Annotated in this window: 12 protein-coding genes; 7 read left to right on the top strand and 5 right to left on the bottom strand. The window is 62.1% G+C overall.

Features of this window, described 5'->3' with window-relative positions:
- Positions 1-4 precede the first annotated feature (4 nt).
- Both coaBC and DL237_RS04550 read right to left on the bottom strand, forming a co-directional pair.
- Positions 5-1,201, bottom strand: a complete 1,197-nt coding sequence (coaBC, locus tag DL237_RS04555; RefSeq protein WP_119397850.1) for a bifunctional phosphopantothenoylcysteine decarboxylase/phosphopantothenate--cysteine ligase CoaBC — start codon at positions 1,199-1,201, stop codon at positions 5-7.
- 79 nt (positions 1,202-1,280) lie between these two features.
- Positions 1,281-2,159, bottom strand: a complete 879-nt coding sequence (locus DL237_RS04550; RefSeq protein WP_119397849.1) for an RNA polymerase factor sigma-32 — start codon at positions 2,157-2,159, stop codon at positions 1,281-1,283.
- Positions 2,160-2,281: 122 nt separating this feature from the next.
- On the opposite strand from DL237_RS04550, the gene cobU reads away from it, so the two are divergent.
- The 4 genes from cobU (at position 2,282) to DL237_RS04530 (ending at position 5,931) form a co-directional block, all read left to right on the top strand.
- Positions 2,282-2,800, top strand: a complete 519-nt coding sequence (gene cobU, locus DL237_RS04545) for a bifunctional adenosylcobinamide kinase/adenosylcobinamide-phosphate guanylyltransferase (protein WP_119397848.1) — start codon at positions 2,282-2,284, stop codon at positions 2,798-2,800.
- On the top strand, positions 2,797-3,387 hold the full coding sequence (locus DL237_RS04540; protein WP_119397847.1) for a histidine phosphatase family protein: 591 nt from the start codon (positions 2,797-2,799) through the stop codon (positions 3,385-3,387). Before cobU ends, DL237_RS04540 begins: the two co-directional genes overlap by 4 nt.
- 81 nt (positions 3,388-3,468) lie before the next feature.
- Positions 3,469-4,341: a glutathione S-transferase gene (locus DL237_RS04535; RefSeq protein ID WP_119397846.1), complete on the top strand. Its 873-nt coding sequence runs from the start codon at positions 3,469-3,471 to the stop codon at positions 4,339-4,341.
- An 81-nt stretch (positions 4,342-4,422) separates the two neighbouring features.
- Positions 4,423-5,931: a YifB family Mg chelatase-like AAA ATPase gene (locus DL237_RS04530; protein ID WP_119397845.1), complete on the top strand. Its 1,509-nt coding sequence runs from the start codon at positions 4,423-4,425 to the stop codon at positions 5,929-5,931.
- Here the strand turns inward: DL237_RS04530 and gshB are convergent.
- From gshB to rsmI, 3 genes are all read right to left on the bottom strand, one after another.
- A complete protein-coding gene (gshB, locus tag DL237_RS04525; protein ID WP_119397844.1) occupies positions 5,928-6,863 on the bottom strand; it encodes a glutathione synthase in 936 nt (311 codons plus the stop codon). The genes DL237_RS04530 and gshB overlap by 4 nt on opposite strands.
- 70 nt (positions 6,864-6,933) lie before the next feature.
- Positions 6,934-7,341 carry a YraN family protein gene (locus tag DL237_RS04520; protein WP_119397843.1) on the bottom strand — a complete coding sequence of 136 codons (408 nt, stop codon included), beginning with the start codon at positions 7,339-7,341 and terminating at the stop codon, positions 6,934-6,936.
- On the bottom strand, positions 7,341-8,201 hold the full coding sequence (gene rsmI, locus DL237_RS04515; protein ID WP_119397842.1) for a 16S rRNA (cytidine(1402)-2'-O)-methyltransferase: 861 nt from the start codon (positions 8,199-8,201) through the stop codon (positions 7,341-7,343). The genes DL237_RS04520 and rsmI overlap by 1 nt, the downstream gene beginning before the upstream one ends.
- Positions 8,202-8,305: 104 nt before the next feature.
- On the opposite strand from rsmI, the gene DL237_RS04510 reads away from it, so the two are divergent.
- The 3 genes from DL237_RS04510 to murJ are packed head-to-tail and all read left to right on the top strand — an operon-like array spanning position 8,306 to position 13,900.
- On the top strand, positions 8,306-9,553 hold the full coding sequence (locus DL237_RS04510; protein WP_119397841.1) for a penicillin-binding protein activator: 1,248 nt from the start codon (positions 8,306-8,308) through the stop codon (positions 9,551-9,553).
- A 31-nt stretch (positions 9,554-9,584) separates the two neighbouring features.
- Positions 9,585-12,344: a [protein-PII] uridylyltransferase gene (locus tag DL237_RS04505; protein WP_119397840.1), complete on the top strand. Its 2,760-nt coding sequence runs from the start codon at positions 9,585-9,587 to the stop codon at positions 12,342-12,344.
- Entirely contained in the window at positions 12,341-13,900 is a 1,560-nt protein-coding gene (gene murJ, locus DL237_RS04500) for a murein biosynthesis integral membrane protein MurJ (protein WP_119397839.1), read from the top strand. The genes DL237_RS04505 and murJ overlap by 4 nt, the downstream gene beginning before the upstream one ends.
- The last annotated feature ends 29 nt before the right edge of the window (positions 13,901-13,929 follow it).

Below are 13,929 nucleotides of genomic sequence, written 5' to 3'. Positions count from 1 at the left end.
GGTTTTATACAGTCAGCGCCGTGGCAATCTTGTCGGCAAGACGCATTGCGACGTCGGCCTTGCTCATGCGCGGCCATTCTTCGACGCCGGCGTCCGAAATCAGAACCACCGCGTTTTCGCTGCCGCCCATTATGCCGGTGGCGGGGCTGACGTCGTTGGCCACGATCCAATCGCAGCCCTTGCGCTGCCGTTTTGCCGTGGCATGGGCAACGACATCATCGGTCTCTGCGGCAAAGCCAACGACCAGGCGGGGACGCCCCGACGGCATTTGCGCGACGCGCGCAAGGATGTCGGGGTTTTCGGCAAACTCTAGCGTCGGGAGGGTGCCCTTGCGTTTCTTTATCTTCGATCCGCTGGCAGATGCCACGCGCCAGTCCGCGACCGCTGCGGCAAAGATCGCTGCGTCGGCGGGCAAGGCGGTTTCCACCGCCTGAAGCATCTGCTGTGCCGTCTCTACCTGAACCAGGGTTACACCGTCGGGTGGCGCGACATCGGCAGGACCGGTGACAAACGTCACATGCGCGCCGAGCGCCACGAGAGCGCGTGCAATGGACGTGCCCTGCGCCCCTGAGGACCGGTTTGCGATATAACGCACGGGGTCGATCGGCTCATGCGTCGGTCCTGACGTGACAAGGATGTGCTTGCCCGCCAAGGGACCATCGATGAAGAAACCCGCGATGGCATCAAGGATCTGTTCAGGTTCGACCATGCGACCCGGGCCGTATTCGCCGCAAGCCATGTCGCCATCGACCGGCCCCACGAAACGCACCCCATCCTTGCGCAACTGTGCTGCATTGCGTTGCGTCGCAGGGTTTAGCCACATCCGAACATTCATCGCCGGCGCGACAAGCACCTGGGTGTCCGTCGCCAACAGCAGGGTCGAGGCAAGATCATCGCAGAGCCCCTGCGCCATCTTTCCGATCAGGTTGGCGGTCGCGGGTGCCACGACCACCAGATCCGCGACACGGGACAGTTGGATATGTCCCATCTCGGTTTCATCGGTCAGGTCGAAAAGATTTGTATATACCTTTTCACCGGCAAGCGACGAGACTGTCAGCGGGGTGATAAATTCATGCGCCGACGACGTCATCACGGGGCAGACCGTCGCCCCTTGTGCCCTGAGAAGACGGATCAGCTGCGGCATCTTGAACGCCGCTATTCCGCCACTGATGATCAGCAAGATCCGTTTGCCTGCAAGCATTGCCGCCACCCTTCTTGTCGCGCCGTTGTTGCGGCGAGACTAGAGGGGCTGGCGCGGCGGCACAAGCAGCGGCGGGTGGTCAGTGAAGAAGCGCTTCGGCCTCGGCACCGGTGGCCTGCAAGGTCTTGCGCATCTTGGTAAACGCGGCCGCCTCAAGTTGGCGCACGCGTTCCTTAGAGAGGCCAAGTTCGGTTCCGAGGCTCTCCAATGTGCGGGGGTCATCGCGCAGTTTGCGTTCGCGCACGATCAGGCGTTCACGCTCGTTCAATGCCGACATGGCACCCACCAGCCAGTGGCGCAGGGCCAGGCGATCATGGTCATCCGCCACGGTCTCGGCGGCGCCGGCGCTGTCGTCTTCGAGGGTTTCGATCCATTCGCGCCCCTCGTCATCGCTGGACTGGGTTGCGTTCAGGGAATAATCCGATCCCGACAGGCGCCCTTCCATCATCTCCACATCGCGAAGGGGCACGCCGACCTCCGTCGCGATCATCTGCCGCAGCTGGTGGCCATCGAGTTCCTCACCACGACCAAGCGCCTCGCGCTCCAGACGGGCCTGAACGCGGCGCATGTTGAAAAACAGCGACTTCTGGGAGGAGGTGGAGCCGGTGCGGACCATCGACCAGTTGCGCATCACATAGTCCTGGATCGATGCCTTGATCCACCACACAGCATATGTGGAAAACCGCACGCCGCGGTCCGGATCGAACTTGTCTGCGGCCTTCATCAGGCCCAGCCCGGCCTCCTGAATAAGGTCGTTCATCGGAGCGCCGTAACGGCGGTACTTGCCCGCCATGGAAATTGCCAGACGCATGTAGGCCGTCACAAGGCGATGAAGCGCGTCCGTATTCCGCTCGTCGCGCCAGGCATAGGCAAGGGCCAGCTCTGTTTCGGCGTCAAGCAATTCCGCTTTCATTGCGGTGCGGGTAAATGTGCTGGTGGAAGGTTCCGCGAAAGCCATTATTATCCCCTGTCTCTCATTTTTCTTGTGCTCTTGGCTGACCCGGACGGCGCCATTTGATTTGGAACACTCATGAGCTATACGCGCGACATAGGTGTTCGGTTTCATCCGGGAGCAAAAAAATGTCAGGCACAAAGGTGCTGATCCTGGGCGGCGCGGCCTCAGGCAAGTCGGAATTTGCCGAGGAAACCGTATGTTTCCTTGGGTCGGAATGGCGCTATATCGCTACAGCCCATGCGTTGGATGACGAAATGCGCACCAAGGTCGCGCGCCATGCTGCCCGGCGTGGTGCGGGCTGGCAGGTGATCGAGGCCCCGTTGGATCTGGCGCCGGAACTGACATCGCCAGATCGCCGCCCGATCCTGTTCGACTGTGCCACGATGTGGCTCAGCAATCACATGTTTGCCGGGTCCGACCTGTCACGCGCCCAGGGCGCCTTGCTGGACGCCATCGCAGCCTGCCCCGCCCCCGTGGTCACCGTCACGAACGAAGTTGGACAGGGCATCGTACCGGAGAACGCGTTGTCGCGACAATTTCGCGAAGCGCAGGGGCGATTGAACATCGCCCTGGCACAGCAGGCTGATTGCGTCGTTCAGGTGATCGCGGGCCTGCCGAATGTATTGAAAGGGTCGCTGCCATGACCACGCAATCGCCGACACGCATCTTTCTGGTGCGCCATGGGCCGACACATGCAAAGGCATTGGTCGGCTGGTCAGATCTGCCTGCGGACTTGTCCGATAGCGCGCGGATCAGCGCCTTGTCCGCGTTTTTACCGGAGCGCGCGCGGTTGGTGTCGTCAGACCTGACGCGGACGCGTGCAACAGCGGATGCCCTGCAATCGCCACTGCGCCAGCGTCTGCCTGATGCGCCCGGCCTGAGAGAGATCCATTTCGGTGAATGGGAACTGAAGCCCTTCGTCGAGATAGACAAGAGCCACCCTGACCTTTCGCGTGCCTTCTGGACCGACCCAGGAGAGTGCGCTGCCCCGGGCGGGGAAAGCTGGAACGACATGGAGGCGCGGGTCAGTGCCGCCTTATCGGCCCTGGCCGCCGAGGGCGGGGACTTGATCGTGGTGGCTCATTTCGCGGTGATCCTGTCCCAGGTCGCGCGCGTGTCCGACAAACGCCCGGCCGAGGTGCTGGCCCATGAGATCGAGACGCTTTCGGTGACGCAGATCGACGTGACGCCGGAGGGGGAAACGGTGCGCCTGATCAATCACGTTCCGTGACGGGGCTTCGCAGGAAATATCATTTTCAGTGATGCCCCTACGGTAATACCCTTTGCGAACCCCCGGTGCGAGGATTTGCAAATGACCTATGACCTGTTTATCGGAGACCGTAGTTTTTCCAGCTGGTCGCTGCGCGGCTGGCTCATGTTCGAACAATTCGGTTTGCCGGTAAAAACACATCTGCTGGATTTGTATGGCGACAATTTCGCCCGCGATCTGGCGGCGCTCTCTCCGGCGCGTCTGGTACCTGCGATGCGCACACCCGACGGCGATATCATTGGCGAGACCCTTGCCATGGCCGAAATGCTGGCCGAGCGTCACCCGGATGCAAACATGTGGCCAAACACCCCATCAGCAAGAACCATGGCGCGGTGGATGGCGGCGGAAATGCACGCCGGTTTCGTCGACTTGCGCAGTGCTTGCCCCATGCAATTGCTGCATCAATATCAAGAGTTTGCTGTTACGCCCGCCGTCCAACGCGATCTGGACCGGATCGCCCTGCTGTTCAAAGAAGCCCAGGCCCGGCGCGTCGAAGAGGGCCCATGGCTGTTTGGCCGTTACTCCATCGCAGATGCCTTCTATGCCCCTGTTGCCGCGCGGATCGCAGGGTATGGGTTAACCGTGGATGGCCCGGTGAAGGCCTATGTCGACACGACATTGAACGATCCGGCCTTTCGTCGCTGGCGCGCACTAGGCCTGACGCGATCTTACGACCCAGTGCCCTATGCCCTGGATCTGCCGACAGCGCGCTGGCCCGGACCTAGCCCCTTGCCGGCCAAAGCTGTCGAGGTAGGCACGCCCATCAACCAGTTCTGCCCCTTTTCGGGCAAGCCCGTGGCGCACCTGGCCGAGGTCGCCGGCCAGACCCTTGGCTTCTGCAACCCGACGTGCCGCGACAAAACCGTGAACGACGCTGAGGCTTGGCCCGCTGTCATGGCGCTGCTCCAGCCCTGAGGTGTTGTTAACCAACGCGTAAGACCTGTGCCGTTAACCATATGGTGCAGGGTGTCGCCCTGGCCGGATGTGGGGTGGGACATGTTGCGAACCTATACGATTGCCTTTCACGGTGCCGAGGCGGCCCCGGTCGAGGTGCAGTGCGCCATGGCGCCGGGCATTCCGGGCTTCTCGATCGTGGGCTTGCCGGACAAGACGGTGACAGAGGCCCGTGAACGGGTGCGCGCCGCCCTGTCTGCCATGCGCATTGCCCTGCCATCGCAACGCATCACCATCAACCTGTCGCCAGCAGACATGCCGAAGGCCGGTAGCCATTACGACCTACCGATCGCCCTTGCGATCCTTGCGGCACTCAAGGTGATCCCGGCCGATGTTGCCGAGGAAAATACGTCGATGGGCGAGCTTTCGCTGGACGGCAAACTCGTACCCGTGGCCGGCGCCCTGCCGGCCGCGTTCTGCGCCGCAGAGGAAAGGCGCGGATTGCTCTGCGCCGAAGAAACGGCCCCCGAAGCCGCTTGGGTCGACGCCGCGCGCGTCATCGGCGCGCGCAGTCTTGCAGAACTGGTCCGCCACCTGACAGGGGCCGTCCCGATCCTGCCCGCCACGGCAGGTATGCTGTCACCGCGCGTCGACTCGCGCGATTTGCGCGATGTCAAAGGCCAGGAACGCGCGAAGCGGGTGTTGGAGATCGCGGCAGCCGGACGCCACCACCTGTTGATGATCGGCACCCCAGGGGCAGGTAAATCCATGCTGTCGTCGCGGATGCCGGGATTATTGCCGGACCTGACACCGATGGAGGCGCTGGAAACCTCGATGATCCATTCGGTGTCCGGGCTGCTCAAGGGCGGTGGTATCTGCCGCGACCGCCCGTTTCGTGAACCGCACCACACAGCCTCAAAGGCTGCAATCGCCGGCGGCGGCCGTGCCGCCCTGCCAGGCGAGATCAGCCTGGCCCACAATGGCGTGCTGTTCATGGACGAGCTGCCGGAATTCGCCCCCGCCGTGCTGGAGACCCTGCGGCAGCCAATGGAAAGCGGCGAGGTAACGGTATCGCGGGCGAACGCGCATGTGCATTACCCTTGCAAATTCCTGATGATCGCAGCAGCCAATCCCTGTCGCTGCGGCTACCTGAGCGATGCCAATCGAGCGTGCTCGCAAGCTCCCAAATGCAGCGAGAAATACCTTGCCCGAATTTCCGGGCCAATGCTGGATCGTTTCGATTTGCGGATCGAGATTCCCGCCGTCGCGCACTGCGATCTGACGATGCCACCTTCGGGCGACACCTCGGTAGACGTACGCCAGCGGGTGACCGCTGCGCGCAACAGACAGGCCGAACGCTATGCCGAAATCGAGGGCGTCTCGCTGAATGCCGATATCCAAGGCGACCTGCTTGACGAGGTGGCCGAGCCCGACGCCGAGGGGCGCGACCTGCTGCTACTTGCGGCGGACCGCTTCAAGCTGTCGGCGCGCGGCTACCACCGTATCCTGCGCGTCGCCCGGACCATTGCCGATCTTGAGGCATCCGATGCCATCCATCGCGACCACATTGCCGAGGCGTTGAGTTATCGCATTTCCGCGCTTCGGGGTTAGGCGCGTTTTGCCTCGATCGCCTGCCAGATCTTTTCGGCGATGTTGACGCCGTCGAACCGCTCAAGCTCCTGGATACCCGTGGGAGAGGTGACGTTGATTTCGGTAAGGTAGTCCCCGATCACGTCGATACCGACAAAAATCTGGCCCTTTTCCCTGAGGACCGGGCCAATGGCAGCGCAGATTTCCAGATCGCGTTCAGTCAGTGCGACCTTTTCCGGGCGTCCCCCGACGTGCATGTTGGACCGCGTCTCGCCAGCGGCCGGCACGCGGTTGATCGCGCCCACGGCTTCTCCATCGACCAGAATGACCCGCTTGTCGCCCTTGGCCACCGCTGGCAGGTATTTCTGGACGATGAGCGGCTCTCTCGAAAAGCCGGTGAAAAGTTCATGCAGGGACGACAAGTTGCGATCATCCTCGACCAGACGGAACACCCCTGCCCCGCCATTTCCGTATAGCGGTTTGAGGATGACATCGCCGTGTTTGTCCTTAAACGCACGGATCGCTGCCAGATCTCGCGCGATGGTCGTCGGCGGTGTCAGCTGGGGAAAGTTCAGCACCAGAAGCTTTTCGGGAAAGTTACGCACCCAGAACGGGTCGTTGACGACCAGCGTCTTGGGGTGAATACGATCCAGCAGGTGCGTCGTCGTGATGTAGAACATGTCGAAGGGAGGGTCCTGCCGCAACCAGACGACGTCGAAATCGCTCAGGTCCACCTCTTGCTCAGGACCGAGAATGGCATGATTCCCCTCGACCCTCTGCACCGTCAGGGACTGGCCGCGTGCCATGACCCGGCCTTCCTGATAGCTGAGCTTGTCCGGGGTGTAGTAGAACAGCTCGTGGCCGCGGGCTTGCGCCTCTTCGGCGATGCGGAATGTGCTGTCGGCTTTGATGTTGATGGGGCCGATCGGATCCATCTGAAAGGCGATCTTCATGACCGGGACCTCCTGAAAAGTCGTCTGGGGTCAGTTGATGGCCGATACCGGCGCCGGGTGCAATGGCTGCTCAGCCTGCCATGCTCACATTCTCGATGATCTGCACCATGCCTTGCCCATCGACCAGCGCCGCGTCAATTCGCATTTCCCCCTCACAGCCCGCGACCGGCTGCGCATGGTGCGCCGCATAGACTTCGCCCGCCGTCATGATCCGCCGGATTTGCGGCCAGCCGATCCGTTGGGCGGCCTCATCGAACGTTGCAGCGGCCTTAACCTCGACGAACAACAGCCGGTTCTGCGCATCCCGAAAGACCAGGTCGATCTCCGCACCGGCACCACGCCAGCGCCGTGTCTCTATCTTGCATCCCAGGGCCAGGTAATGGCGCTCAACGATTTCCTCGGCAGCAAGACCGGACAGATAGGCGCGCTTGCCGCGAAGTGCGCGCGCGCTGCTGCCTTGGCCCGCTGACGCGGGCATCAGTCGCTTTTCCCCATCTTCAATGCCATCTGGTAGACCTTTCGCCTGGGCAGACCGAATTGTGCTGCAACCTCGTCCGCGGCATCACGCACAGTTGCCCGCTCCAACGTGATCCGCAGCTGCGATTCTAGATCCTGATCACTAACGTTTGACGAATTTGCCCGCCCGATCAGCAGAACGATTTCGCCTCTCGGCGGAACGTCGCGACAGGTCTGCGCGATTTCGGACAGCGTACCGCGGCGAATTTCCTCAAATTTCTTGGTCAATTCGCGGCAAAGGGTGGCGGGGCGATCCGGCCCGAGAATTTCCGCCGCAGCGTCCAGCGCAGCGGCCACCCGATTGGGCGATTCATAAAGCACGAGCGTCGCCTGGATATCCTTCAGCTCAAGCAGAAAGGATTTGCGCGCCCCCGCGGCATTGGGGAGGAAACCCGCAAAGTGAAAGCGGTCAGTCGGCAGCCCGCCCAATGTCAGCGCCGTGATCACCGCAGAGGGTCCGGGCGCCGCGACGACACCATGCCCGGCGTTGCGCACGTCCAGCGCCAGGTCATAGCCGGGGTCCGCGATCAGGGGTGTGCCCGCTTCGGAGGCATAGGCGACCGATTTGCCGTCCGCGATGTCCTGCATCAGCCGCGGCCGCATCCGCCCACCGTTGTGATCGTGGTAGGCCAGCAGAGGGCGATCCCCGACGGCGATGCCGTGAATATCCATCAGCCTGCGCAGAGAGCGGGTGTCCTCTGCCGCCAGCACATCGGCACTCGCCAATATGTCCAGCGCCCGCAACGTGATGTCGCGGGCGGTACCAATCGGCACCGCAACAAGGTATAGACCCGGAGAGAGTTTCGTGCTTTCGGCATTCATCTCTGGACCCTTTGTACGATGCGTTTATATTTTCTGGATATCGAAGTCCCGCCGAACGGTGCCCAAACAGGCAGACGTCGGCACCCCGAAGCGAGGAGAACCCTATGTTCGCTCTTTTGAGCGCCGCCCGCAAGGCGATGACCGGCCGCAAAGCGACGCAGACACCGTCGAAAACCAATACTCTGACCGGGGCCCTCGCACGTCGTCGCCTCGTGTTGGCCATTCCGGCCCTCGGGCTGCTGGCTGCATGTGAGCCGATGGCAATGGGCGGGGGCGGCATGGGACCGTCCGTCGATACCTCGAAACCGGTGCCTGTTGCCCTGTTGGTGCCGCGCGGATCTGCGAACTCCGGCGACGCGATTCTGGCCGCAAGCCTGGAAAACGCTGCCCGTCTCGCGGCGTCCGAACTGAACGGCGTGCAAATCGATCTGCGGGTCTACGACACGGCGGGCGATCCTGCGGTGACGGCGAACGTCACCACGCAGGCGATCGACGAAGGCGCAAAGATCATTCTGGGGCCGGTTTATGCTGCCAATGCGAATGCCGCCGGTCGTGTTGCCGCGCAGCGTGGCGTGAACGTGCTGGCGTTTTCCAACAACCCCAACATTGCCGGCGGAAACGTCTTCATCCTCGGGCCGACCTTTCAGAACACCGCGGACCGCCTGACCGACTTTGCCGTATCGCAAGGTAAATCGCGGATCGTTGTCGTCAGTGGGCAGACCGCTGAAGGCGAAGCCAGTGCAGCGGCCATCCAGACTGCGGCCGGACGCAACGGTGCGACGATTACGGCCAACGTCCCGTACGAGTTTTCGCAACAGGGCGTCGTGGCGGCCATCCCTTCGGTCAAGGCCGCCGTCAGTGGCGGGCAGGCAGACGCAATCTTTCTGACGGCCAACACCGCCGGGGCCCTGCCCTTGTTCACCCAGATGCTGCCCGAACAGGGGATCTCGTCGGAGACGACGCAATTCATCGGCCTGACACGTTGGGACATTCCGCGCCAGACGCTGGAACTGCCTGGCGTCCAGGGCGGCTGGTTTGCCTTGCCTGACCCCAATCTGTCCGCACAGTTCATTGGACGCTACCGTGCAGCCTATGGCGCAGATCCGCATCCGATCGGCAGCCTGGCATTCGATGGTGTCGCGGCTATCGGCGCGCTGATCAGGCAGGGCAAGAGCAACGCTCTGACCGCATCGGCCCTGACGCAGAGATCCGGGTTCCAAGGCGTCGGCGGGGTGTTTCGCCTGCTGTCCGATGGCACCAACGAACGGGGTCTGGCCATCGCGACCATCCGCGACAAGCAGGTCGTCGTGATCGATCCTGCACCGCGCAGCTTCTCGGGGTTCGGGTTCTGAAACCTGGCCTGATCCTCCAATCGGATGAGACATGACACAAATACTGGACCTGCCGGACGACTTGATTCGTCCGGCAGTGGAAATACTCGATCCGGCGCGACTTGCGGCTGACATTGCGGCCGCCCGTGCAGAGGGGCCGGAGGAGGACATGCGCCAAAGGGTCGTCGCGGTGCTGTCCAAGGCACGGGACGAAGGCGCTGCCGTCATCGCTGCCGCGTTTCAGGCACAGCCCTTTGAGGCCCGCCGCACCACGCGCGCCTATACATATCTTACAGACTGCATCATCCATGCGGTTCTCGACCACGCAACCACGACCTTGCCCGAAAAAGACAGCAAGACTGTCGGAAAATTCGCGGTTTGTGCCGTTGGCGGATACGGGCGGGGCGAAATGGCCCCTTATTCCGATGTCGACCTGCTGTTCCTGGCCAAGACAAAGATTTCGTCAGGCCTCGAAGCCCTTATCGAAAACATGCTCTACCTGCTTTGGGATCTGCATCTGAAAGTCGGCCATTCCAGCCGGACGATCAGGGAATGCCTCAAGCTGGGCGCCGAAGATTACACCATCCGCACCGCAATGATGGAAAACCGCTATCTTGCCGGTGACGAGGCATTGGACAAGGAGCTGAACAAGCGCCTTTGGTCGGAACTGTTCAAGGGCACCGAAAAAGAGTTCATCGAGGCCAAGCTGAAGGAACGTCTGCAACGCCATCTAAAGCAAGGCGGCCAGCGCTATGTCGTTGAACCCAATGTGAAAGAGGGCAAGGGCGGGCTGCGCGACCTGCAATCGCTCTACTGGATAGGCAAATACGTTCACGGCGTGCAATCCACTGCCGAACTGGTGCGGCTGGGCGTCTTCCGCCAGGAAGAATACGAGATGTTCCTGAAGGCCGAGGATTTTCTCTGGGCCGTGCGGTGCCATTTGCATCTGCTGGCGGATCGCCCGCTGGACCAGTTGACCTTCGACATGCAGGTCCAGGTGGCCGACGCGATGGGATACAAGGACAAGGGCGGCCTGCGCGGGGTTGAGCATTTCATGCAGGCCTATTTCCGCTACGCCACCTCGGTCGGAGAGCTGACGCGGATCTTTCTGACGCAGATGGAAGCGGCCCACATCAAGAGCGGCCCGATGATAGACCGGGTGTTCCGCCGCCGCCCAAAGATCGGTGCAGGTTATCGGGTGGTCAACAACCGCCTTGACGTCACCGACCAGGGCAGCTTTTTCGCCGACAAGATCAACATGCTGCGGATCTTCGACGAGGCGCTGCGCACTGGAATGCTGGTCCACCCGAACGTGTTGCGTTCGATCCACAGCAATCTGAAACTGATTGACGACGGGATGCGCGAGGATCCGGAAGCCGCGAAGATTTTCCTCGGGACGCTGCTGAAACACGGCAACCCAGAACGCGCCCTGCGCCGGATGAACGAATTGGGCCTTCTTGCCGCCTTCATCCCGGAATTCGAACCCATCGTCGCGATGATGCAGTTCAACATGTACCACCACTACACCGTCGACGAGCATACGATCCAATGTATCCGCCACCTCGCCCTGATCGAACACGGCGACCTTGAGGAAGAGTTGCCGGTGGCATCGACCATCCTGAAGGAAGGGGTGAACCGGCGTGTGCTCTATGTGGCCCTGCTGTTGCACGATATCGGCAAGGGGCGTGAGGAGGACCATTCGGTGCTGGGTGCAAAGATCGCCCGCAAGGTCGCGCCGCGCCTCGGACTGACACCGGATGAATGCGACACGGTCGAATGGCTGGTGCGCTATCACCTGCTGATGTCGGACATGGCGCAGAAGCGCGACATTGCCGATCCGCGCACGGTGCGCGATTTCGCCAAGGCCGTGCGCACCCGCGAACGGCTGGACCTGCTGACCGTGCTGACCGTCTGCGATATCCGCGGGGTCGGCCCCGGCACCTGGAACAACTGGAAGGCCGCGCTGCTGCGCGCCCTGTATCGTCAGACCCGCCGCGCCATGGAAACCGGACTGGAAGAGCTGAACCGCACGCACCGGGGCCGCGAGGCGAAAAGCAACCTGCGCAAGGAACTGGTGGGCTGGTCCAAGGCCGACATCGACCGCGAGATGCGCCGCCATTATCCGCCCTACTGGCAGGGGCTGCACGTCACGACCCATGTGACCTTTGCCGAAATGCTGCGCGATCTGCCCGTCGACGAGATCCGCATCGACCTGCATATGGATGAGGATCGCGACGCCACGCGCGCATTGTTCGCCATGGCGGATCACCCCGGTATCTTTGCGCGCCTGTCGGGTGCCCTGGCACTGGTCGGTGCAAACGTGGTCGATGCGCGGACCTATACGGCCAAGGACGGCTATGCGACCGCTGCCTTCTGGATACAGGATTCCGAGGGGCATCCATACGAGCGCAGCCGACTGCCTCGTCTGACCCAGATGATCAACAAGACGCTGAAGGGGGAAGTGGTTGCCCGCGATGCCATGCAGGACCGCGACAAGATCAAGAAGCGCGAACGCGCATTCCGCGTCACGACCTCGATCGCCTTCGACAACGAAGGGTCGGAAATCTACACGATCATCGAGGTCGATACCCGAGATCGCCCCGGCCTGCTGCACGATCTTACGCGGACTCTTGCCGCCGCGCACGTGCAGCTTGCCAGCGCCGTGATTGCCACATACGGAGAGCAGGTCGTCGATACATTTTATGTGAAAGACATGTTCGGGCTGAAGCTCTACTCCGAAAGCAAGCAGAAATCGCTGGAATCCAAGCTGCGCGCCGCCATCGACGCCGGCCAGGAAAGGGCACGATCTTGACGCCCATCCGGCTGGTTTCGGGCATCTTCACCGTTGGCCTCTGGACCCTGCTCAGCCGGGTTCTGGGATTGGCGCGTGACATCATCCTGCTCGGGACACTTGGCACGGGCCCGGTGTACGAGGCATTCATTGTCGCTTTTCGTCTGCCCAACATGTTCCGCCGTTTCTTTGCGGAGGGCGCGTTCAACATGGCCTTCGTGCCGATATTCTCGAAAAAGCTGGAAGCCGAGGAGGACGCGACCCATTTCATGAATCAGGCCTTCGCCGGGCTTGCGACGATCCTGATCGTGCTGACGCTGATTGCACAGGCCGCGATGCCATGGCTGATCCTCGCCCTTGCCTCAGGGTTCAAGGGGCAGGAGCAATTCTCGCTTGCCGTGGAATTCGGGCGCATCACCTTTCCATACATCCTGTTCATATCGCTGGCGGCGCTGCTGTCGGGTGTCCTGAATGCGGCGGGACGATTTGCAGAATCCGCCGCCGCCCCGGTGTTGCTGAACATCCTGCTGGTGGCGACCCTGCTGTTGGCGGGGTACTTAGGTTACGACGTGGGTACCGCGCTGGTCTGGTCGATCCCGCTGGCCGGAATCGCGCAATTCACTCTGCTGTATCTGGCCGCGCGAAAGGCGGGCATGCCCGTGCGGTTCGTGCGCCCGCGCATGAGCAAGGACATGCGGCGCCTGATCCGCGTCGCCGTTCCTGCGGCGATGGCAGGGGGTGTCGTGCAGCTGAACCTGCTGGTGGGCCAGCAGGTTGCCAGCTACTTCGACCGCGCTGTCGGATGGCTTTTCACTGCCGACCGGCTGTACCAACTGCCTTTGGGGGTGGTGGGCATTGCCATCAGCGTCGTTCTGCTGCCGGATCTGTCGCGCCGACTGAAAGCCGGGGATGTTGCCGGATCGCGCAACGCCCTGTCACGCGCGGGAGAGTTGGCGCTGGCCCTGACCGTACCTTGCGCAGTCGCGTTGGTGGTCATTCCATTGCCGATAGTATCGGTGCTGTTCGAACGTGGCGCGGCCCGACCCGAAGATAGTCGCGCGATTGCCTTGGCCGTCGCCGTCTATGGTGCTGGCCTGCCAGCCTTCGTACTGCAAAAAGTCCTGCAACCCATCTTTTTCGCACGCGAAAATACCCGCAGCCCCTTCAACTATGCAGTGGTTGCCATGATCGCCAACGCCGTGCTCGCCATCGGTCTTGCGCCATTCGTCGGGTGGATCGCCTCGGCGCTGGCAACAACCGGCGCGGCCTGGGTCATGGTGGTCCTGCTGGTGCGCGGCACGCGACCGATGGGCGACATCGCGCGGTTCGACAAGCGATTTCACAGCCGGAACTGGCGGATCATCTTTGCGTCCGTCCTGATGGGCGCCGTACTCTGGCCGGTGTCCCAGCTCATGTGGGGCTGGCTGCACAGCGACTTTGTACGCTACCCCGCGCTCTTCTTGCTGATCGCCATCGGCAGCCTGGCCTATTTCGTTGCGGGGACCGTGCTGGGCGCATTTACGCTGTCCGATTTCCGCAATGCGGTGTCGCGAGGAAACAAAGGCGCGACAGGCTGAAACAATTCTTCCGGGCTGGGCGTTGGTCA

It is taken from the genome of Pseudooceanicola sediminis (assembly GCF_003575965.1).
In the GTDB taxonomy this organism is placed as follows: domain Bacteria; phylum Pseudomonadota; class Alphaproteobacteria; order Rhodobacterales; family Rhodobacteraceae; genus Pseudooceanicola; species Pseudooceanicola sediminis.
Note: the sequence above shows the minus strand (reverse complement) of the source record. Positions and strands in the feature narration are given on the sequence as shown.

Coding starts and splice junctions, on each gene's coding strand:
- DL237_RS04530 (WP_119397845.1), top strand. CDS start 4,423: ATGTTGCGAACCTATACGATTGCCTTTCACGGTGCCGAGGCGGCCCCG.
- DL237_RS04505 (WP_119397840.1), top strand. CDS start 9,585: ATGACACAAATACTGGACCTGCCGGACGACTTGATTCGTCCGGCAGTG.
- cobU (WP_119397848.1), top strand. CDS start 2,282: ATGTCAGGCACAAAGGTGCTGATCCTGGGCGGCGCGGCCTCAGGCAAG.
- rsmI (WP_119397842.1), bottom strand. CDS start 8,201: ATGAATGCCGAAAGCACGAAACTCTCTCCGGGTCTATACCTTGTTGCG.
- DL237_RS04540 (WP_119397847.1), top strand. CDS start 2,797: ATGACCACGCAATCGCCGACACGCATCTTTCTGGTGCGCCATGGGCCG.
- coaBC (WP_119397850.1), bottom strand. CDS start 1,201: ATGCTTGCAGGCAAACGGATCTTGCTGATCATCAGTGGCGGAATAGCG.
- DL237_RS04535 (WP_119397846.1), top strand. CDS start 3,469: ATGACCTATGACCTGTTTATCGGAGACCGTAGTTTTTCCAGCTGGTCG.
- gshB (WP_119397844.1), bottom strand. CDS start 6,863: ATGAAGATCGCCTTTCAGATGGATCCGATCGGCCCCATCAACATCAAA.
- DL237_RS04550 (WP_119397849.1), bottom strand. CDS start 2,159: ATGGCTTTCGCGGAACCTTCCACCAGCACATTTACCCGCACCGCAATG.
- DL237_RS04520 (WP_119397843.1), bottom strand. CDS start 7,341: ATGCCCGCGTCAGCGGGCCAAGGCAGCAGCGCGCGCGCACTTCGCGGC.
- DL237_RS04510 (WP_119397841.1), top strand. CDS start 8,306: ATGTTCGCTCTTTTGAGCGCCGCCCGCAAGGCGATGACCGGCCGCAAA.